Source organism: Bacteroides zhangwenhongii (genome assembly GCF_009193325.2).
GTDB classification, from domain to species: Bacteria; Bacteroidota; Bacteroidia; order Bacteroidales; family Bacteroidaceae; genus Bacteroides; species Bacteroides zhangwenhongii.
The window spans coordinates 2,855,453-2,877,296 of sequence record NZ_CP059856.1 but is presented as its reverse complement, the minus strand read 5'-3'; the positions used below and the strand labels follow the sequence as shown (position 1 = coordinate 2,877,296).

General features: G+C 45.4%; 17 protein-coding genes. 3 read left to right on the top strand and 14 right to left on the bottom strand.

Annotated elements, in window-relative coordinates:
* The first annotated feature begins 45 nt into the window (after positions 1–45).
* The gene (locus GD630_RS11535; RefSeq protein ID WP_143864886.1) at positions 46–2,850 is read left to right on the top strand and encodes a sensor histidine kinase; all 2,805 of its coding nucleotides are present in this window, start codon (positions 46–48) and stop codon (positions 2,848–2,850) included.
* Positions 2,851–2,910: 60 nt separating this feature from the next.
* Here GD630_RS11535 and GD630_RS11530 read toward each other — a convergent pair whose 3' ends face one another.
* The 14 genes from GD630_RS11530 to dxs form a co-directional block, all read right to left on the bottom strand.
* Positions 2,911–4,350, bottom strand: a complete 1,440-nt coding sequence (locus GD630_RS11530; protein WP_007764706.1) for an NADH-quinone oxidoreductase subunit N — start codon at positions 4,348–4,350, stop codon at positions 2,911–2,913.
* Positions 4,351–4,386: 36 nt separating this feature from the next.
* Entirely contained in the window at positions 4,387–5,871 is a 1,485-nt protein-coding gene (locus GD630_RS11525) for a complex I subunit 4 family protein (protein WP_143864887.1), read from the bottom strand.
* 38 nt (positions 5,872–5,909) lie between these two features.
* Positions 5,910–7,799 carry an NADH-quinone oxidoreductase subunit L gene (gene nuoL, locus GD630_RS11520; protein WP_143864888.1) on the bottom strand — a complete coding sequence of 630 codons (1,890 nt, stop codon included), beginning with the start codon at positions 7,797–7,799 and terminating at the stop codon, positions 5,910–5,912.
* 39 nt (positions 7,800–7,838) lie between these two features.
* Complete coding sequence (gene nuoK / locus GD630_RS11515) at positions 7,839–8,147, bottom strand: NADH-quinone oxidoreductase subunit NuoK (RefSeq protein ID WP_007764713.1); 309 nt, start codon at positions 8,145–8,147, stop codon at positions 7,839–7,841.
* Positions 8,148–8,177: 30 nt separating this feature from the next.
* The gene (locus GD630_RS11510; protein ID WP_007751193.1) at positions 8,178–8,690 is read right to left on the bottom strand and encodes an NADH-quinone oxidoreductase subunit J family protein; all 513 of its coding nucleotides are present in this window, start codon (positions 8,688–8,690) and stop codon (positions 8,178–8,180) included.
* 2 nt (positions 8,691–8,692) lie between these two features.
* A complete protein-coding gene (locus GD630_RS11505) occupies positions 8,693–9,181 on the bottom strand; it encodes a 4Fe-4S binding protein (protein ID WP_007751191.1) in 489 nt (162 codons plus the stop codon).
* Between the two features lie 7 nt (positions 9,182–9,188).
* Positions 9,189–10,265, bottom strand: a complete 1,077-nt coding sequence (gene nuoH, locus GD630_RS11500; protein WP_007751189.1) for an NADH-quinone oxidoreductase subunit NuoH — start codon at positions 10,263–10,265, stop codon at positions 9,189–9,191.
* A gap of 25 nt (positions 10,266–10,290) precedes the next feature.
* Positions 10,291–11,883: an NADH-quinone oxidoreductase subunit D gene (locus tag GD630_RS11495; RefSeq protein WP_143864889.1), complete on the bottom strand. Its 1,593-nt coding sequence runs from the start codon at positions 11,881–11,883 to the stop codon at positions 10,291–10,293.
* Between the two features lie 17 nt (positions 11,884–11,900).
* The gene (locus GD630_RS11490) at positions 11,901–12,503 is read right to left on the bottom strand and encodes an NADH-quinone oxidoreductase subunit B (RefSeq protein WP_007764716.1); all 603 of its coding nucleotides are present in this window, start codon (positions 12,501–12,503) and stop codon (positions 11,901–11,903) included.
* Positions 12,494–12,844, bottom strand: a complete 351-nt coding sequence (locus GD630_RS11485) for an NADH-quinone oxidoreductase subunit A (protein WP_007751185.1) — start codon at positions 12,842–12,844, stop codon at positions 12,494–12,496. Before GD630_RS11485 ends, GD630_RS11490 begins: the two co-directional genes overlap by 10 nt.
* A gap of 118 nt (positions 12,845–12,962) precedes the next feature.
* Positions 12,963–13,340 (bottom strand): hypothetical protein, encoded by a 378-nt coding sequence (locus tag GD630_RS11480; RefSeq protein ID WP_143864890.1) that lies wholly within the window; start codon positions 13,338–13,340, stop codon positions 12,963–12,965.
* Between the two features lie 110 nt (positions 13,341–13,450).
* Positions 13,451–14,902 (bottom strand): TrkH family potassium uptake protein, encoded by a 1,452-nt coding sequence (locus tag GD630_RS11475; RefSeq protein ID WP_143864891.1) that lies wholly within the window; start codon positions 14,900–14,902, stop codon positions 13,451–13,453.
* Between the two features lie 36 nt (positions 14,903–14,938).
* On the bottom strand, positions 14,939–16,279 hold the full coding sequence (trkA, locus tag GD630_RS11470) for a Trk system potassium transporter TrkA (protein WP_007764769.1): 1,341 nt from the start codon (positions 16,277–16,279) through the stop codon (positions 14,939–14,941).
* 1 nt (position 16,280) lies between these two features.
* A complete protein-coding gene (gene dxs, locus GD630_RS11465) occupies positions 16,281–18,185 on the bottom strand; it encodes a 1-deoxy-D-xylulose-5-phosphate synthase (RefSeq protein WP_143864892.1) in 1,905 nt (634 codons plus the stop codon).
* 82 nt (positions 18,186–18,267) lie between these two features.
* Here dxs and GD630_RS11460 point away from each other — a divergent pair, with 82 nt between their 5' ends.
* Positions 18,268–19,257 (top strand): GSCFA domain-containing protein, encoded by a 990-nt coding sequence (locus GD630_RS11460; protein WP_143864931.1) that lies wholly within the window; start codon positions 18,268–18,270, stop codon positions 19,255–19,257.
* Complete coding sequence (locus GD630_RS11455) at positions 19,233–21,791, top strand: bifunctional UDP-N-acetylmuramoyl-tripeptide:D-alanyl-D-alanine ligase/alanine racemase (protein WP_143864893.1); 2,559 nt, start codon at positions 19,233–19,235, stop codon at positions 21,789–21,791. Before GD630_RS11460 ends, GD630_RS11455 begins: the two co-directional genes overlap by 25 nt.
* Positions 21,792–21,844: the final 53 nt, after the last annotated feature.

Genomic DNA, 21,844 nt, shown 5'->3' with positions numbered 1-21,844 from the left:
TGTAATGTATTTTGCTTATATTTGTATCTTTAAAAATCAATGTGTATGCATACAGACTACGAACGGTATCGTAAAATGGCTTCTTTGGCTCAACTGGGATGGTGGGAAGCTGATTTGGCGGGGGGATATTATCTTTGTTCCGACTTTCTTTGTGATCTTCTGGATTTGGATGGAGATACTATCTCATTCTCTGATTTTCTGAACTTGGTGCGTGAAGATTATCGCTGTCAGATTGCACACGAATTCCGGGCAAATAGCTCTATCCATAAGGATTTTTACGAACAAACCTTTCCCATCCACTCGAAACATGGTGAAGTCTGGTTGCATACTCGTTTAGCTTTACGTGAGAAAGGAACGGGAACTAATGGAGGAGACAAATCTTTTGGTGTGATTCAGCGTGTGGAGGCTCCTGAACAAATAGAACAGAAGAAAGCCCTGAAGCGTGTGAATGATTTGCTTCTCCGTCAGAATTACATCTCGCAGTCTTTATACCGTTTTCTTCGGGATGAAAGAGTTGAAGAATGTGTAACAGAGATTTTAAAGGATATCCTGAATCTTTATAATGGGAAAGGACGTGTCTATATTTTCGAGTACAATAAAGAACACACTCATCGCAGTTGCACGTATGAAGTCGTTTCCGAAGGGATGTCGACGGAAAAACAATGTTGGCAAGACATACCGGTCGATCGGTCGGAATGGTGGAATCAGCAGATTCTGTCTGGCAAAGCTATCGTTTTGAATTCGTTGAAACAACTACCGGAAGAAGCATTGGAAATGAGACGAGAATTTGCTGAGCGGGGAGTCTATTCATTCATGGTAACTCCTTTGATGGCTGGGGATCATGTATGGGGAGGAATGGGTATTGAATTGATAGATAGTTATCGTAACTGGAGCAACGAGGATTTTCAATGGTTCTCTTCGTTGGGAAATATTATAAGCATTTGTATTGAACTACGCGTAGCAAAAGATAAAGTAACTTATGAACAGTCTTTCTTACGTAATCTCTTCCATTTTATGCCAATGGGGTATATACGTATGTCTGTTCTTCGTGACGAGAACAACAAGCCTTATGATTATCGGATAACGGATGCTAATCAGATCAGTTCCCATTTCTTTGGCAAACCTTTGGAACAATATGTAGGTGTGTTGGCTTCGGATTTGTTTTCCGATTATTCAGAGAAAATGGATTTTATCTTTGGAGTGCTTGATAGTAAGTCTTATAAAGAGAAGGATGAGTATTTCCCTCAAACAGGATTATACACTCATTGGATTGTGTATTCACCGGAGAAAGATGAGGTGGTAGGATTGTTCACGGATTCAACCGAGGCTGTAGAAGCAAATCGTGCGTTAGACCGTAGTGAGAAACTTTTCAAAAATATTTTTGCTAATATTCCGGCAGGAGTGGAAATTTATGATAAGGATGGATATCTGCTTGATCTGAACAATAAGAATTTGGAAATATTCGGAATTGCCAATAAGGAGGATGTAATAGGCATTAATATATTTGAGAACCCGAACCTCCCGCAGAATATTCGTGACCGTATACGAAATGAGGATTTAGTGGACTTCCGGCTTAATTACTCTTTCGAGCAAATCGATGGATATTATAGTACCATGCGTTCTGATGGGATAGAGTTATATTCGAAAGTAACCAAACTGTATGATAGAGAGGGTGAGTTTATCGGGTATATTCTGATTAGTATTGACAATACGGAACGTATTGATGCAATGAACCGTATTCGTGACTTTGAGAATTTCTTCTTGATGATATCTGATTATGCAAAGGTTGGTTATGCAAAATTAAATATTCTGAACCGAAAGGGATATGCCATCAAGCAATGGTATAAGAATATGGGAGAAGAGGAAGATATTGCATTAAGTGATGTAGTGGGAGTTTATCGTAAAATGCATCCGGAAGACCGTGAACGTCTGCTTGATTTTTATAAAGAGGTCAAAGTCGGGAAAAGAAAACATTTTCAAGGAGAAATGCGTATTCTTCGTCCCGGAACGGACAATGAGTGGAACTGGGTAAATACGAATGTGATGGTAACCCAATATAAACCGGAAGAGGGTGAAATTGAAATCATTGGCATCAATTACGATATAACGAAACTGAAAGAGACGGAGGCTGAGCTGATTCATGCACGTGATAAGGCGGAGATGATGGATCGTCTGAAAAGTGCTTTCCTTGCCAATATGAGCCATGAAATCCGCACGCCTCTGAATGCTATCGTAGGCTTCTCCGATTTATTGGTGGAAACTGCGGATATAGAAGAACGGAGAGAGTATATGAAGATCGTGCGGGAAAATAATGATTTGCTGTTACAGTTGATATCGGATATTCTCGACCTTTCCAAAATTGAGGCAGGGACATTTGAATTCTCGCATGGAGATGTGGATGTGAATCTGCTGTGTGAAGATCTGGTCCGTTCTATGCAGATGAAAACGAAAGAGAATGTTAAGTTAGTATTCGAACCGAATTTTTCTATTTGCCATATTACTAGTGACCGTAACCGTATATATCAGGTGATATCCAATTTTGTGAACAACGCGATTAAGTTTACTTCAGAGGGCAGTATCCGTGTGGGATATGTGCTGAAAGATGAAGGATTGGAATTCTATGTTCAGGATACGGGGATAGGAATAGAGAAGGAACAATTGCCGCATATCTTTGAGCGTTTTGTAAAGCTTAATTCTTTTGTGCATGGCACTGGATTAGGACTTTCTATTTGCCAAAGTATTGTGGAACAATTAGGTGGACGTATTGGCGTTGACTCCGAAAAAGGTAAGGGATCGCGTTTTTGGTTTACGATACCTGGAATGGTCATGACGGAAGAAAGTCTTCAGTAAAAGACAACAAAGATAAACAAAAGAGCGTATGTCACTTCAAGGTGACATACGCTCTTTTGTTTAGATTCCAAATGCCAGTTTGTCGATAGACTGGTATACAACGCTTGCGATACCTAGTCCGATGATGCCCAGCGTGCAGAGTGCCAGTCCCCACTTTGTGCATCGGTCACTGCGGAAAGTCGGAATCGGGTTTTCGGACGGGGTGATATACATCGCTTTCACGATCAGCAGGTAGTAATACAGTGAAATTACTGTATTGACCAATGCTATAAACACCAACAAATGAAAACCTGCATCGAAGGCTGCCATGAAGATAAAGAACTTGGAGAAGAATCCGGCAAATGGAGGAATGCCTGCTAATGAGAACAAAGAAAGGGTCATCAGGAGGGCGATCTTCGGATTCGTTTTATAAAGTCCCGCATAATCTTCGAGGGTGAACTTCTGGCTGCGCAATGCCACAATAGTGATTACGGCAAATACACCGAGATTGGCGGCTGCATACACAAGTACATAATATACTAGGGCTGTCATTCCCTGTGCCGTGCCACCGATTACACCAAGCATGATATATCCTGCCTGCGAGATACTGGAGAATGCCATCAGACGTTTCAGGTTCTGTTGGCGGATAGCGAATATATTAGCGATAGTGATGGAAGCTATCGTTACCCAATAGAGCACTTCCTGCCAATCATTTATCATAGGAGCAAATACCTTGATGAGGATAGTCAGCAATACAAATGCTGCCGATCCTTTGGATACAACACTCAGGTAAGCGGTGACCGTACTCGGGGCTCCTTCGTAAACGTCTGCCGTCCAAAGATGGAACGGAACGAGTGATAACTTGAATGCCATACCCGTAAAGAAGAATACAAAAGCCATAATCTGTAACGGGTTTCCGTCAATATGGGCGGGAAGGTCATCGAAATACAAGGTTCCGGCAGAACCGTAAATCATAGACAAACCGAACAACAGCAATGCGCTGGAGAAGAGTGCGGTAAGAATATACTTGGCTCCTGCTTCGGCGGAGTTGTGACGGTATTTATCGAAGGCAATCAAAGCCGCCATGGGAACGGAAGCAGTCTCCAGTCCGATGAAGAACATCAGGAAGTGTCCGGCGGAAATCATGAGATACATACCGAACAGAGTAGAGAGAGTGAGTACATAGAACTCTCCTTGCTTGAATGAAGTGTCTTCACGCTTCATCCATTCGTGCGCCATCAGAAAGACGATTAATGTACCTACGTTCAGGATTGACTTAATGACTGTATGCATGGGCACATAGTGGTACATACCTCCGAAAATGTCGGCTGCGGTACCCGGTATCAGGTTGATAGCCGTATGGATAGCCATCAGAATGACGGGAAACATTGTATTCAGTCGTGCCTTTCCATCGTTCTTGTGCGCATCCGGGCTCATGAAGAGGTCGGCTAGAAACAGTAGCAACAGAACTACTACGAGCGACAGCTCTTCTCGCATATGTAGAAATTGTGAATAATCCATCTTTATCAATTAAATTAGAGATTAAAAATTAAAGAGCTAGGGTATCAGTTGTGAGACAACGGGCAATACACTTTCACCAATCATGTGGCTTACCCAGAAAGGAGCCATACCCAGTCCGGCTACACAAACGATGAGGCAGATAACGGCTACACGCTCGTCCCAAGTTGCATCGGTCAGTTCGAGGTGATGCTTGTTGGTACAGGTCCCGTACAGAATCTTACCTACCAGACGCAAGATATAGACTGCTGTAATCACGATGGAGGAGCAGGCTATAATGGTCAGTGTGCGGTGGAATACATCATTGTCTTGGAAAGATCCGACAAAGATGGTCATCTCGGCAATAAAACCGCTCAATCCCGGCAGACCGAGATTGGCAAGGCCGGCAATGACATAACATACACTCAGGAAAGGCATGATCTTCATTAAACCGGCAAGCTCGCGTACGTCACGGGTGTGGGTACGTCCGTAAATCATACCGATAAGTGCAAAGAACAATGCTGTCATCAGTCCGTGCGACAACATTTGGAGGATAGCGCCTGTGGCTGCTGTCTGGTTCAGCATGAGAATTGCGAAAAGAACTAATCCGCAATGGGATACGGAAGAGTATGCGTTGATATATTTCAAGTCAGTCTGTACACAAGCGGAGAAAGCTCCGTAAACGACAGAGATACCGGTCAGTATCAGGAATATCCAGGAAAGTTCGTTAGCGGCTTCCGGCATTAGATACATGGCGATACGGAAGCAACCATAACCTCCTAATTTCATCAGCACTCCGGCATGAAGCATGGAAACTGCTGTCGGAGCGGAGGCATGACCGTCGGGACTCCATGTGTGGAAGGGGAAAAGAGCGCCCAGCACACCGAAACCGAGAAATGTCAGCGGGAACCAGATACATTGTTGTGCAAAAGGTATGTTGTGCAACTGTGCGATTTCGAGAAGGTTCATGGTAGTGGCTCCTGCACCGAAATAGATTCCGAGAATACCGATCAGCAGGAAAGCGGAACCGCCCATCAGCATAAGTGTCAGCTTCATCGCTGCATATTCCTTACGTCCCGAGCCCCATACGCCAATCAGCAGATACATAGGTATCAAGGCTATTTCGTAGAACATAAACATGGTGAACAGGTCTACGGATATAAAGAATCCGAACACTCCCATTGACAACAGCGTGAACCAAAGGAAATATTCTTTGGTCAACGGTTGCAAACGCCAGGAAGCGAATGTGCCGGTAAATACGATGATGGCGGACAGTAACAGCATAGCTACCGAGATGCCGTCTACGCCTACCGAGTAGGAGATATGAAGCGGTGCGTACCATAGTGTGTCTGCACGGAAAAGCATTTCCGCCGTGTTTCCGGTGCTACGCTCTCCCAAATACATGAATGTAAGTACGACAGAGGCTATCAGAAGCGCTGATGCGCCCGTAACCATAACCCCCCGGATAGCTTTAATTCCTCGTGCCGCCCAAAGTCCGGCCAACATCAAGAGGGGGATAAGTACGAATATTGATAAGAAATTCATCTTTATGATTTACTGTTTAAAGATTTACTATTACTTGTTTAGAGAACCAGCAGCAGAATAAGTGCCAGTGCACCGCAAAGGAACACATACGCATATTGTTGTACCTGACCGCTCTGTAAGCCGCGAATCTCGTCGCTTGTCGCATTCGTCGCCCATGCCAGGAAGTCAAAGAATCCGTCTACGACATGACGGTCCCACCATGCGATAGGAGTAGAGATGCAACGGAAAATAATCTTATGCGTAATGAACTGGTATATCTCGTCAATATAGAAACGGTGATAGGCAGCCTTATGCAATCCCTTGAACTGTTTAGCCAGCGAATCGGCGACAGGCTGTTTGGCGTTCTTATACATCCAGGTCGCGATGGCAATGGAAATAATCGCGATAACAACACTTGTGATAGCCACTGATGGGTCAAGATGAATGGAGTAGGACTCACCGTTGGAACTGATAAAGTGTCCGAAAGGAATAAATCCGGCTCCACAAGTCACTGCTGCCAAAAACATCAATGGGAAAGTCATAGCCAACGGACTTTCATGGGGAGTGTGATGCGCATGAAGTTCTTTGTTCTCTTTTCCCCAGAAGATACCGTAATAAAGGCGGAACATATAAAAAGCGGTCATAGCGGCGATTACCGTCATCACCCAACCCATTACAGGGCTGTATTGGAAGCAAGCTGCCAGAATCTCATCTTTCGAGAAGAAACCCGAGAATGGGGGGATACCCGCGATGGCGAGACAAGCAATCAGGAATGTCCAATGGGTAATCGGCATATATTTGCGTAATCCGCCCATAGCCGACATCTCATTGGAGTGTACCGCATGGATAATGCTACCGGCACCGAGGAAGAGCAGCGCCTTGAACATGGCGTGCGTGAAAAGGTGGAACATGGATGCCATGTATCCCAAACCGCCTTCATGAGGATTCATTGATGTACAAACTCCTAAGGCCACCATCATAAAACCAATTTGCGAGATGGTAGAGAATGCGAGTACACGTTTGATATCCGATTGTACACAGGCTACACTTGCTGCATAAAAGGCAGTGATTGCACCTACCCAGGCAACCATGTGCAACGTATTCGGAGCATATTCGATGAAGAGCGGAAACATACGTGCCACCAGATAGACTCCGGCAACTACCATCGTAGCCGCATGAATCAAGGCGCTGACAGGAGTAGGACCTTCCATTGCATCCGGCAACCAGATATGTAGCGGGAACATCGCACTCTTTCCGGCACCACCTACGAACATTAATCCGAGAGCTAATGGAAGCATGGCCGCTCCGCCGCTAACCAGCGATACCGTATCCGGAGTAAAACCGAACGTTCCTCCGTAATATCCGTAAATCAGGATACCGATGAGGAACCCTAAGTCTGCAAAACGAGTGACAATAAACGCTTTCTTGGAGGCGGAGATTGCAGCAGGTTTTGTATAGTAGAATCCGATTAATAGATAAGAGCTTACGCCCACTAACTCCCAGAAAAGATACATCTGGAAAATGTTTGTAGCTACTACCAATCCCAGCATTGACATGGTGAACAGGGAAAGGAAAGCGTAATAACGTTGAAAACCGATCTCGCCTTTCATGTAACCGAAGGAGTAGATGTGTACCATCAGTGACACGGTGGAGATGACAATCAGCATCATTACGGATATAGGATCGAGCAGAATGCCCAAATCGAAATGTAACGTCTCTGTAAAAGGTAGCCACGTGAAATTATAAGGTATCAATGTGGCAAATGTTCCGTCTTCCAGTCGTGGGGCTGAGAAATATTGGAAAGCAGTCACGTAAGACAGTACTGCTACCGCTCCCAGTACCGACGTACCGATGGCGCCTGCCGTCCGGTGTGACATCCATTTTCCCCCGATTCCCAATAGGAGAAAGGAGAAAAAAGGAAGAAGGAGTATTAGAATTGTTAGTTCCATACAGTTTATTTTAATTACTTGAGTTATTATTACTTATACTTACCATTTCAAGTCGTCCAGATTGCGTACCTGGATGCTTCGGAGGTTACGGTAAATGTTAATCATAATCGCGATGGCTATTGCGGTTTCCGCAGCCGAGATGGCGATGGAAAACAATGCAAAGAAATAGCCCTCCATTCCTCCCGGAAAGAGAAAACGGTTGAACACGGCGAAGTTGATATCTGTAGCGTTTAGCATCAACTCTACGGAAATCAGGATAGCCAGCGTGTTGCGGCGGGTAAAGAATCCATAGATTCCTGCAAACATCATGATGGTAGAGACCACCAGATAATATTCCATGTGTATCATATCAGTGATTCGTTTTTTAGTGATTAATGATTAACGTTTGCGGGCGATCATGATTCCACCGATGATACAGGCCAGCAATAAGATACTGACTGCTTCGAAAGGCAGTACATAACCGTACTTGTCGCTACTCAGCAAAGCGTGTCCGATCGTATGGATGTTTATCTCCTGCGGGGCAAGATTGGCTGTCTGCATGAAGTTGTGCTTCAGCGTGATGAACAGGATTATCGCCAGACCGGCAATCATTGTAAAGAGTCCTGCCAGGAATCTGCTTCGTTTCAGCCTTTCGGCACGGTCACCCTCTCCACTGGTCAGCAGGATGGAGAATACATAAAGCACAACGATACCACCGGCGTAAACCATAATCTGGACAGAGCCCAGAAAGGTGTAGCCCAGCAAGAAGTAGATACCCGCCGTGCCGAAAAGCACGAAGAGCAGGTAAGTAGCCGAGCGGACAATGCGTTGGGTAGTCACCGTCATGATGGACATAGCAATAATAAATGCTGCCAAAAAGTAGAATACTACTGTTTCAAGTGTTGATCCCATATCTATACTTCTTTTTTCTTTTCTATTACTTTACTGCCGGGACGGTTCAGTTGCAAGACGAGCTTCGTCCGGTCGAATACTGCGTGTTCGAAGTTCTGGTCGAACGTGATGGCATCATGCGGACACGCATTCACACAAAGTTGGCAGAAGATGCAAGATCCTAAGTCATATTCGTATTTAGCCAGGATTTTCTTCTTTTTGCCGTCTTCCGTTTCGATTGTTTCGCCGGTCACTTTGATAGTGTCATTCGGACAAGCCATCTGGCACAATCCACAAGCTACGCAGCGATGTTCATTATTCTCATTGTGGGGCATATTCAGTGTTCCGCGGAACCGGTCAAACATTTTCAGTTCCTTACGGTTCTCGGGATATTGCTCGGTCACTTTCTTGCGGAAGTACACCTTGATACTGGTTTTCATACCCGTTGCCAGTGTACTGATGCCATGCACCAGACCACCTAAGTACGTATATTTTTTATCTTTATATTCCATAATCTAATCAAAAGTGGAGGCCGAAGGCTACGCAACATGCCATTAATAATAGGTTTACCATAGAGATAGGAACCAGATATTTCCATTCCAGATTCAGAATCTGGTCGATACGCAAACGTGGGAAAGTCCATTTGATCCACATCAGCAGGAATACTACAAAGAATGCCTTACCGAAGAACCAGATGAAACCGGGAATGTAATCCATCACGGCATTGAATCCATCCAGCCCGACAATGTGCAACGGCATCCATCCTCCTAAAAAGATAGTGGCGGCAACGCTGGCTACGATAAACAGATTCAGGTATTCCGCCAAGTAGAAGAAACCGAAACCCATACCGGAATATTCGGTGTGGTATCCGGCTGTCAGCTCACTTTCCGCTTCGGGAAGGTCGAACGGACCACGGTTACATTCAGCGTTTCCGGCAATCAGGTAGATGATAAAGGCAATCACGGCAGGAATATGTCCTTTGAAGATAAACCATCCGTTGGCTTGTCCTTCCACAATCTCAGAGAATTGCATGGTTCCCATCAGTACTACCATCGTCATGATACTCATGCCGACGGAAAGTTCATAACTGATAATTTGCGCTCCGCTTCGCATGGCGCCAATCAGAGAGAACTTATTGTTACTACCCCATCCGGCGAGCAAAATACCGACCACACCGATACTGGAAGCAGCCAGCAGGAAGAATACACCTACATTGAAATTCAGAATCGCCGCTCCCTTGTTGAAAGGAATGCAGGCGAAAGTGAGGAATGAAGCGATAATTACCATAAATGGAGCAAGGTTGTAGAGGAAATGATCGGCGCCTTTCGGCATGAAGATTTCCTTTGTCAGCATTTTCAGCACGTCGCATACCACTTGGATAGAACCCCATTTACCGACACGGTTCGGACCGAGACGGCATTGGAAGAAACCGCAAACCTTACGTTCCATGTAGATTAGGATGATGGCGAGGATGGCGTACAATGCAACAAGGCACACACCGACAGCCACACATTCTATAAAGATGGCCAATCCTTCCGGCATGACGGAGAGGAGTAGCTCATGTATCCAGTTTGTTACTATACTAAAGTCGAACATTTTTTAGTGTTTTAGTGGTTAGTGATTACCGGTCTATATCCGGAACTACGTAGTCTATTGTTCCGCCAATAGCGATCAAATCGGCTATCTTGGCTCCCCGACAGATCGTGTCTATCGCTGCAACAAGCGGCAAACCGGTAGAACGGTAGTGGAGACGATAAGGGGTTTTGTCACCTTGGCTTTCGAGGAATACGCCGAACTCACCGCGACTTCCTTCCACAGCGGCATAATAACTTCCTTCAGGAACGCGGATGATGGGTTTCATCTTTTCCTGATAAGGCCCTTCGGGAATATTGTCTATCAATTGCTCGATGATATTCAGGCTTTCCATGATTTCGTCCATACGTACCAGATAACGGGCAAAACAGTCGCCTTCCGTATAAATGATTTCCTTGAAATCCACTTTGTCATATACACCGTATGGCATTCGTTTGCGTACATCGCAGGCCCATCCTGAAGCGCGGCCCGTACCTCCCGTACAACCAAAAGAAATCGCATCTTCACGACTCAATACACCGACACCTTTCATACGGCTTTGTGCAATGATATTGCCTGTAAATATATCGTGGTATTCGTGGATAACTCCTCTTAAATAAGGAATGAACTCTTTTACTCGTTTGACGAAGTTAGGATGAAGGTCAGCCTGTACACCGCCAATCGTGTTGTAGTTCATAATCAAACGTCCGCCACAAGTCTCTTCAAAGATATCAAGGATCTTTTCGCGGTCGCGGAATCCATAGAAGAAAGCTGTCAAGGCTCCTAAGTCCATAGCCAGACAGGAGTAGAATAACAAGTGAGAATCAATACGTTGCAATTCGTCCATGATCGTGCGGATATATTGCACACGTTCACTTACTTCGATACCCATCGCTTTCTCAATACACATACATAATGCGTGACGATTCTGATGCGCACCCAGATAGTCAAGACGGTCTGTCAAGGCCAGTGTTTGCGGATAAGTGAGGCTTTCATTCATCTTTTCGATACCCCGATGGATATAACCGCAGTTGGCGTCAATCTTACGGATGATCTCACCTTCTAGTGAAACACGGAAACGCATAACACCATGTGTAGCAGGGTGCTGCGGACCGATGTTGACCACATATTCTTCTTCCCCGAAAAGTCTGGTTTCTTTGTTTTTAATTGTTCCGTCAGGGTTCAGCTCGATTTCTTGAGTTGTATCGAACGTCTCCTCATTGGTCATGCAGAGCGGGTTGTCTTTTTCTGGATCATTGTCTTTGCGCATCGGATGACCTACCCAGTCATTGCGCAGGTAAAGACGGCGCATATCAGGATGACCTATAAAGGTGATACCATAGTAATCGAAAACTTCCCGTTCATAGAAGTCGGCTATTTTCCATATATCGCTGACAGACGGGATTTCCGGTTGTTCGCGGTTTGTTGTCGCAGTTTTCAGTGCTATTCGTTCGCCCGTAACGGTAGATTCCAAATGATAGACTACGCCTAATCCACGGAGCTTCTCCGGAGCGTCTTTCTCATCTGCCACTCCCCAGTCCATACCGGTAAGGCTTTCGAGAAAGTCCATCTGCTTCTCATTTCGCAAGCGCAACATCTCGTCGTGTAATGCTGCAGGGGCTATAAATTGTATTTCTTGCATAAATCCTTTTTAATACCTTATTCTTCATTATTTAAATAGTCCGGCTTCTTCTCTTTTCTGTTCACTCCACCAAAGAATCGTTCTATTTTCACTTTGCGTTGCAATTGCATCATGCCATAATAGAAAGCTTCGGGACGTGGCGGGCATCCGGGAATGTATACATCGACCGGGAGAATCTTGTCTACTCCATTCACCACATGATAGGATTTCTTGAAAGGACCTCCGCTAACAGCGCATCCGCCTACAGCAATTACATACTTCGGATCGGGCATTTGATCGTACAGTCGTTTCAATACCGGAGCCATCTTATTAGTGATTGTTCCACATACCATAATCATATCAGCCTGGCGCGGACTGGCACGGGCTACTTCAAACCCGAAGCGGGCCATGTCATAACGGGCGGCACCCAGTGCCATAAATTCGATACCGCAACAACTGGTTGCAAAAGTAAGCGGCCACAGTGAATTGCTGCGTCCCCAGTTGATGAAGTCGTCAAGAACTCCGAGAGCGACGTTTGCCCCTCCGGCATTGAGCTCTTTGACCAACTTTTCCAATGATTCATTGTCAATGAACTCCTCATAAGGAATTGATTTTATTTTTGGCTTTTTGGTTATTTCCATTCCAAAGCTCCTTTCCTCCAGGCATACGCAAGGCCCAGAACTAAGATAATAAAGAAGAAGAGAATACTAACAAGTCCCTGCGGGCCTAAATCTTGCATGACCACTGCCCATGGAAACAGAAAAGCTGTTTCAACGTCGAACATCAGGAACAGGATGGCAAACAGGTAATAGCCCACACGGAACTGCATCCATGATTTACCACGTGTCGGGATACCGCATTCGTAAGCCTCGAATTTTTGTGCGTTGTACGAACGGGGAGAGATAGCGCGTGAAAGAGCTATCACCACACCGACAAAAGCAAGCGCTGTCAGTAAAACAACAACTAAAAATGTAAAATTCATAATTCAATAGCTGTTTAGATTGAATATTATATAGAAATAAACAATTAGTTTGTCCACCCTCTGGGGGATAAAACCAACTGTAAGAGATGACGAATGAAAGTGTCGACTGTACTGTCGGCTAAACCACAATCTTTCTTAACCCGTATATATAATAGGAGATAGGATCGTAGAAATATTCGGAAGAGTGAAGCGAAGATGAGGGAGGCGGACTTTGGAATTTGTAATGCTCGCAGAAGTAAGTGATCAGTAACAGTATACTTTTATCTGCCGGAACATGTGCGACGTCCGTATGACTCATATCGCAAGATTGGGTGGAATAAAGATGGTAAAGACGTTCCAAAGCATTATGTACCGGACGGTCCTGAGACACATAGCACTTCTCCTGCCGATAAGTCGGGGAGGAAGCTTTGCAATTGTTTTCCATTGCCCCGTCTGTAGCGCAATGAATGAGCAAAGCCAGTACCAAAAGTAGTCCGAATTTTAAGCTTTGTTTCATCTTTCTCTTTTAATGGCTGCAAATATAGAACTAATATTTATACTTTTTGCAAAGTCGGGGTAGCAAAAAAGGTTTTTTTAGCACTCCGATTGATTTATATCAATCTTTGTTTAGTTCTTCTTCCAAAAGTCGGAAGTGAAAAGCAATAATACCGTAAATAATTCCAGACGCCCCAACAGCATTAGGAAGGAAAGCAGCCATTTGGCTGCATCGGGCAATTCACTCCATGAGAAAGCCGGACCACACGTGCCAAGTCCCGGTCCCATATTGCCCATACTTGAGATAACTGTTCCCACTGACTCCAGAAAACCGACTCCAAAGCCCATCATAATGAGTATGCTGATAATAGAAATTACCGCGTACAAAAAGGTGAAGGCCAATACTGTGGATTGGATGGAAGGGGAGATAACCTGTTTGTTCACCCGTACCGGAAGTACGGCATTGGGATGCAGGATATGTTTGAATTCATTTTTTACTACCTTGAAGAGGATCACCATGCGGATACATTTGATACCTCCGGTTGTACTGCCTGCACAGGCTCCGATGATCATTACGATAAGGAGACACCCCCAAAGAATAGAAGGCCAGAGCATATAGTCGGCTGTGGCGAATCCTGTCGAAGTCTGTAGTGAAATAACTTGGAAGAGGGATTTGCGGAATGCTTCTTCCACGCTCATCGGAGAAGTCTGATAGAGCCAGACTGCAATGAATATGGTGAAGAAAGATACGCATAGGAAATAGAATTTCAGTTCCGCATCATGGATAAATTTCTTTATTTTACCATTGAACATGAGCAGTAGCAACGTAAAGTTGATACCTGAAAGGAACATGAAAATAGAGATTACATAATCTATATAAGGCGAATGGTAATACTCGATACTGGCCTGTTTGGTGGAAAAGCCACCTGTACTGGTTGTTGTGAAAGCATGACATACACTGTCAAATATGCTCATGCCTCCCACTGTCAGTAATATAATCAGAGTTCCCGTCATTCCGGCATAGATTCCCCATATCCATTTGGCGGTGACACCAATACGGGGATGCACTTTGTCGTGCGTCGGTCCGCTGGCTTCCGCTGCAAATACCTGGATACCTCCCACACCGAAAATCGGTAGGACGGCAATGGTGAAGAATACAATTCCCAAACCACCTATCCATTGCGTCATTGCACGCCAGAATAGGATTCCGTGAGGCATTGATTCGATATTGTTCAAGATAGTGGCACCGGTACTGCTGAATCCGGACATTGTCTCGAAGAATGCGTCGGCGACATTGGGAATATATCCTCCTATATAATAAGGTAACATCCCGAAAAGGGAAAATGTAACCCACGCCACACTGACAATGACATATCCGTCACGTCGGTTGAGTGATTTTTCCGCCCCTTTGCCGATGGCGAGCAATACAATGCCTATACCGGCAGAAAGAGCTGATGAGATTAGGAAACTTTTTAAATCCCCTTCTTCATAGAAGAGCGAGACACCTCCGCAGCATAGTAACATGGCTGTTTCTATCAGAAGCAGAAAGCCCAGAATCCGGAATATCATCTTCGAGTTAATCATAACAATTACCTGATACTTACTATCTAATTAAAGAACTTAATGAAAGAACTTCTCAATTTTCTTAATCATCATACTCAGGCAGAATACCACTACGTGGTCACCCGGTTGGACCAACGTATCGCCGGTTACCAGTATTCCCTCTCCATTACGGATCATACCTCCGATGGTAGTTCCTTTCGGGAGCCCTAAGTCTTTGATTAAATGCTTGGTTATCTTAGCTCCGGCGGGAACGGTAAACTCTGCAACATCCGCATTGGCGAATGTCAGGCATTTTACATTAGACACATCAGCATCCAGCATCATCTGGTAGATGTGGCTGGCGGCGATCATTTTTTTATTGATAACCGTGCCGATGTCGAGACTTTCCGCCATGCCGATATAGTCGATATTCTCCACCTCCGCAACTGTCTTTTCCACTCCCATGCGTTTGGCGGCGAGACAGGCAAGGATGTTGGTTTCGGAATTCCCGGTCAGGGCAACGAAGGCTTCTGTGTTTTTCAGCCCTTCTTCAATAAGAAGATCCATGTCACGGCCGTCCCCGTTGATAATCATCGTCTTGTCATCCAATAACTCGGTCAGTCGGTTGCAACGGTTGATATCATTATCGACGATTTTTACCTGCATATAGTCCGGCACATATTGGGCGGTACGGACAGCGATGCGGCTTCCACCCATAATCATTACATTACGCACGTCGGCATAATCCTCTTTCCCGGCTATCTTACGTATATAAGGAATATATTTGCGAGTAGTGGTGAAGTAAACAATATCATTTAGTTTGATTACGTCGTCTCCGCGCGGGATAATGGTTTCCGTTCCACGTTTGATGGCTACTACGTGATATGGAATGGTGGGACCGCCTAATTGATGTAGGGGAATATTTAGAATTTCCGCTTTCTTACGCATCTTTGTACCGATCAGCACGAGTGCTCCTCCGCAAAACTCCCACCATTGACGTACCCAGCTCATACGCATGGAAGATACGATCTCTTTAGCAGCCAACATTTCCGGATAGATCAATGAATCTACTCCCAGTTTCTGGAAGAACTCTTTGTTTTTAGGCAGAAGATATTCGTAGTTGTCGATACGCGCTACTGTCTTCTTTGCTCCCAAGTTGGTAGCCAGCATACAGGCAGTCATATTGCGGCTCTCATCCGGAGTGACTGCGATAAACAGATCGGCCTCTTTGACACCCACCTCTTTTAGTCCGGAAATGGAAGAAGGAGAGGCGGCAACTGTCAGCAAGTCGAAGTTAGAGCTGAGAGCGCTTAGCTTCTCTTCGTCATCATCCATCAAGATAATATCTTGCTTTTCGCGCGATAACAATTTGGCCAGATGGGTGCCTACGTTGCCGGCACCGGCAATAATGATCTTCATGTCAGTTGATAAATTCTTTTATTTTAGTCAGAATACCTTCCTCGTCCATACCGCATAAATGATACAGCTCTGCAACTGAACCATGTTCCACAAATATATTAGGAATACCGATACGTTTTACGGTCGGCTTATATTCATTGTCGGCCATAAATTCAAGAATCGCACTACCCATGCCACCTTTGACGATACCATCCTCGATGGTGAGGATACGTTGATGTTTCCGTCCGATTTCATGTAATAGCTCTTCATCCAAAGGCTTCAGGAAACGTAAGTCGTAATGGGCGATAGACTTGCCCGGTTCCGATTCAGCACGGGAAATGGCGCGGGCGGCAGTGTTGCCTATCGGGCCGATTGTTATAACCGCAAGGTCGTCACCATCTTTCAGTTTCCGGCCTTTTCCTACCGGGATTTCTTCCAACGGACATTTCCAGTCAACCACTACCCCGCGTCCTCGCGGATAACGGATCACAAACGGACCTTTATCCGGCAGTTGTGCTGTGTACATCAATCGGCGCAATTCATGTTCATCCATTGGGGAGGAGATGGTCAGGTTGGGTATCGGACGCAAATAAGCCATATCGAAAGCTCCGTGATGAGTCGGACCGTCTTCGCCGACAAGTCCGGCACGGTCGAGACACAATATAACGGGAAGATTTTGTATGGCTACATCATGAATCATATTATCATACGCCCGTTGCATAAACGAGGAATAGATATTGCAGAATGGCAACATCCCGTCTTTAGCCATTCCTCCGGAGAAGGTAACGGCGTGTCCTTCGGCGATACCGACATCGAACGCGCGTTCGGGCATTTTCTCCATAAGAATATTCATCGAACAACCGCTGGGCATGGCGGGGGTCACACCGACAATCTTTGGATTAGCTTCTGCAAGCTCCACTAGGGTATGACCGAATACCTCCTGAAAGAGAGGAGGCATTCCCTCCGTGTTGGCTATGAAACGTTCACCGGTGACAGGATCGAACTTGCCCGGAGCATGCCATTCGGTAGCGTGTTCTTCCGCCGGTGCAAATCCTTTTCCTTTGATTGTGTGCAGATGAAGGATTTTGGGACCTTGCAAATCTTTAATATCATGCAACACCCGGGCTAGGTTCTTCACGTCGTGCCCGTCTATCGGACCGAAGTAACGGATATTCATCCCTTCGAAAATATTCTGTTGCTGGGCAGCCATCGATTTCAAGCTATTGCCGAAACGTATCAGCGCTTTGCGGCGTTCTTCATTCAGAATACCGAGCTTGAACAACATCCGTGAAAGTTTGAAACGCAATTGGTTGTAACGGTTGGAGGTTGTCAGATTGAAAAGATATTGTTTCATTCCTCCCACGCTACGGTCAATTGCCATATCGTTGTCATTCAGGATAATGAGCAGGTTATTAGGCGTAGTGGATGCGTTGTTAAGTCCTTCAAAAGCCAGTCCGCCGCTCATCGAACCATCTCCGATGATGGCTACGACATGACGTTGGGTTTCTCCTTTCCGGGCAGCGGCTACAGCCATACCGAGAGCTGCGGAGATGGAATTGGAAGCATGTCCGCAAGTGAAAGTATCATATTCACTTTCTTCCGGTGACGGGAAAGGGCGGATTCCCCCAAATTTGCGGTTCGTGGAAAAAGCCTCGCGACGCCCTGTCAGAATTTTGTGCCCGTACGCCTGATGTCCCACATCCCATACAATACGGTCGTATGGCGTATTGTAGACATAGTGTAAGGCTACAGTCAATTCCACCGTCCCCAGACTGGCAGCAAAATGTCCCGGGTTGCAGCAGAGCTCTTTAATAATGTCTTGCCTTAGTTCATCGCATACTTCCGGCAGTTGGTCTACGTCTAGTTCTCGTAGGTCTTCGGGGTAATTAATAGCATTTAGCAAGTTATATATCGGTTCATTCTTCATGATTCGAGGAAATTTAGCGCAAAAATACGAAAAGAAAGTATACTTTTGCCCACGAAACGTAATAAAATGTAGGAAAATCATGATGAACTTTCAAACATCAGTGGAATTGCCGGTCGGACTACCGTCTATCAGCCATATATCTCCTATTCTTTTGATGGGATCTTGTTTTGCTGAGAATATGGGAACTTTCTTGACAGAGGCCAAGTTTCAACTGGATTTGAATCCTTTCGGAATTCTGTATAATCCTTTGTCCATATCCTCAGCTTTGAAAGAGATTATTACAAAAAAAGAATATACGGAGAAAGATTTGTTTGCTTATAGAGGGCTGTGGCATAGTACTATGCATCATGGCTCTTTTTCGGCTACTACTCCGGAGGCTACGTTGCAGAATATCAATGCCCGTTTGCTGCAAGCCCATCAGACTGTGCTGAAGCTTGATTGGCTGATGTTGACTTTCGGAACAGCCTATGTTTATGAAGCAAAAGAGACAGGAAAGGTAGTCTCCAATTGTCACAAATTACCGGAGAATGATTTTAATCGCCGACTTTTGTCTGTGGATGAAATAGTAGATGAATACACTTCATTGATTACCGATATGGCTGCTTGCAATGCAACCTTGAAGTTCTTGTTTACAGTCAGTCCCATCCGTCATATCCGGGATGGAATGCATGCCAACCAATTGAGTAAATCTACTTTGTTACTGGCCATCGACCGGTTGCAGCAATTGTTCCCGGAACAAGTTTTCTACTTCCCCTCTTATGAAATCGTATTGGATGAATTACGTGATTATCGCTTCTATGCGGATGATATGTTGCATCCGTCTCCGTTGGCGGTCCGTTACCTTTGGGAACGCTTTTCCGAAACCTTCTTTTCCGCTGAAACAAAGCAGGTTATCCGCGAAGTAGAAGACATCCGCCGGGACTTGGCGCACAAGCCCTTTCATCCCGAGTCCGAAGCGTATCAACGCTTTTTAGGACAAATAGTGTTAAAAATAGAACGACTTATCAGAAAATACCCGTACTTAGATTTTCAAAAAGAAACAGAACTATGTCATACGCGATTGAATCCATAGCCCAAAGTATCGGCGCCCGCCGTGTAGGTGAATATGAAGCGACTATCGATTGGCTCTTAACAGATAGCCGTTCCCTGAGTTTTCCGGAAGAAACTCTTTTCTTTGCATTAACCACCAAACGCAATAGTGGAGTCCGCTACATCCCCGAACTATACGCCCGGGGTGTCCGAAACTTTGTGGTCTCGGAGGAAGAGTTTAAACAAGTTGAGAATGGAGAGTTGAGAATTGAGAGTGCTATGCAGGATGATGATGCGCAGCCAATTCTCAATTCTCAACTCTCAACTTTCAATTTCTCCTCGACTCTCAATTTCCTCATCGTTCCGAACCCTCTGAAAGCATTGCAGAAACTGGCTGAGGTACATCGGGAGAGGTTTAATATTCCTGTAATCGGTATCACCGGAAGCAATGGAAAAACCATTGTGAAAGAGTGGTTGCACCAATTGCTGAGTCCGGACCGTTGTATCGTCCGTTCTCCGCGTAGTTATAATTCGCAGATTGGTGTTCCATTGTCTGTGTGGCAACTTTCCGAAGAAGCGGAATTGGGAATTTTCGAGGCGGGTATTTCTGAGATGGGGGAGATGGGTGCATTGAAACGGATGATAAAGCCTTCTATCGGTATTCTGACGAATATCGGTGGTGCTCATCAGGAAAACTTCTTCTCATTGCAGGAGAAGTGCATGGAAAAGCTAACCCTTTTCAAAGATTGTGATGTCGTGATTTATGATGGTGATAATGAGTTGATTAGCAATTGTGTGGCGAAATCAATGCTGACCGCACGTGAGATTGCCTGGAGCCGTACGGATATTGAACGTCCGTTGTACATCAGTCGTGTGACAAAGAAAGAAGACCATACCGTTATCGCTTACCGTTATCTGAATATGGATAACACTTTCTGCATTCCTTTCATCGACGACGCTTCCATCGAAAACGTACTAAACTGCTTGGCTGCCTGTCTTTACTTGATGACTCCCGCCGATCAGATAACGGAACGCATGGCACGCCTCGAACCGATTGCCATGCGCCTTGAAGTGAAAGAGGGAAAGAATAACTGCCTATTGATTAATGATAGCTATAATTCGGATCTGGCTTCTCTGGATATAGCTCTTGACTTCCTGGTGCGCCGTTCTGAAAAGAAAGGACTGAAACGTACGCTGATTCTGTCGGATATTCTGGAAACGGGACAGAGTACTGCCACGCTTTATCGGCGTGTAGCCCAACTGGTGCAGAGTCGGGGTATTGATAAATTGATAGGAGTAGGACCGGAAATTTCTTCGTGTGCCGCTCGTTTTGACGACGGGATAGAACGTTATTTCTTCCCTAATACCGAAGCGCTTCTTAAATCGGAACTGCTCAAATCCCTTCATTCGGAAGTGATTCTGATAAAGGGTTCTCGTGTGTTCAACTTCGATCTGGTGTCCGAAGCACTCGAACTGAAAGTGCATGAAACGATACTGGAGGTAAATCTGGGTGCGATGGTGGAGAACTTGAATCATTATCGCTCCATGTTGCGCCATCCTGAGACGAAAATGATCTGTATGGTGAAGGCGTCGGCATACGGAGCCGGTTCATACGAGATAGCCAAGACTTTGCAGGAACATCATGTCGATTACTTGGCTGTGGCGGTAGCCGATGAAGGTTCCGAACTGCGCAAAGCGGGTATCACGTCCTCTATCATCATCATGGATCCGGAGCTTACAGCGTTCAAAACGATGTTTGACTATAAACTGGAGCCGGAAGTTTATAATTTCCATTTGCTTGATGCGCTGATTAAAGCCGCAGAAAAGGAAGGAATCACCAATTTCCCTATTCATGTGAAACTGGATACGGGAATGCATCGGCTGGGTTTTGAAGCGGAAGATATCCCCTTGCTTATCCGTCGCTTGAAGAATCAGAATGCGGTAATTCCCCGTTCGGTATTCTCTCATTTCGTGGGCAGTGATTCTCCTCAATTTGACGCTTTCACCCGGCAGCAAATCGAGTTGTTTGAAAAAGGCTCGCAAGAATTGCAGGCGGCTTTCTCGCATAAGATTTTACGCCATATCTGCAATACGGCAGGAATCGAGCGTTTTCCCGGAGCACAGTTTGACATGGTACGGCTAGGTATCGGACTTTACGGAGTGAGTCCGATAGATAATTCGATTATACATAATGTCAGCACGCTCAAGACAACCATACTTCAGATTCGGGATGTCCCCGAAGAAGATACGGTGGGATATAGCCGGATGGGACACTTGATACGTCCGTCCCGTATAGCCGCTATTCCTATCGGTTATGCCGATGGCCTGAACCGACACTTGGGGCGTGGAAATGCTTACTGTCTGGTGAACGGCAAGAAAGCCCCTTATGTGGGCAATATCTGCATGGATGTCTGTATGATAGATGTTACGGACATCGACTGCCGTGAAGGCGACCCAGCTATAATCTTTGGTGACGACCTGCCGATCACAGTATTGTCCGACAAGCTGGATACGATTCCGTACGAAGTGCTGACTAGCATATCGACGCGGGTGAAACGGGTATATTATCAGGATTAGTTCACCACAGAGGACACAGAGGACACGGAGTTTTTTTCAAAGATGCAAATCAG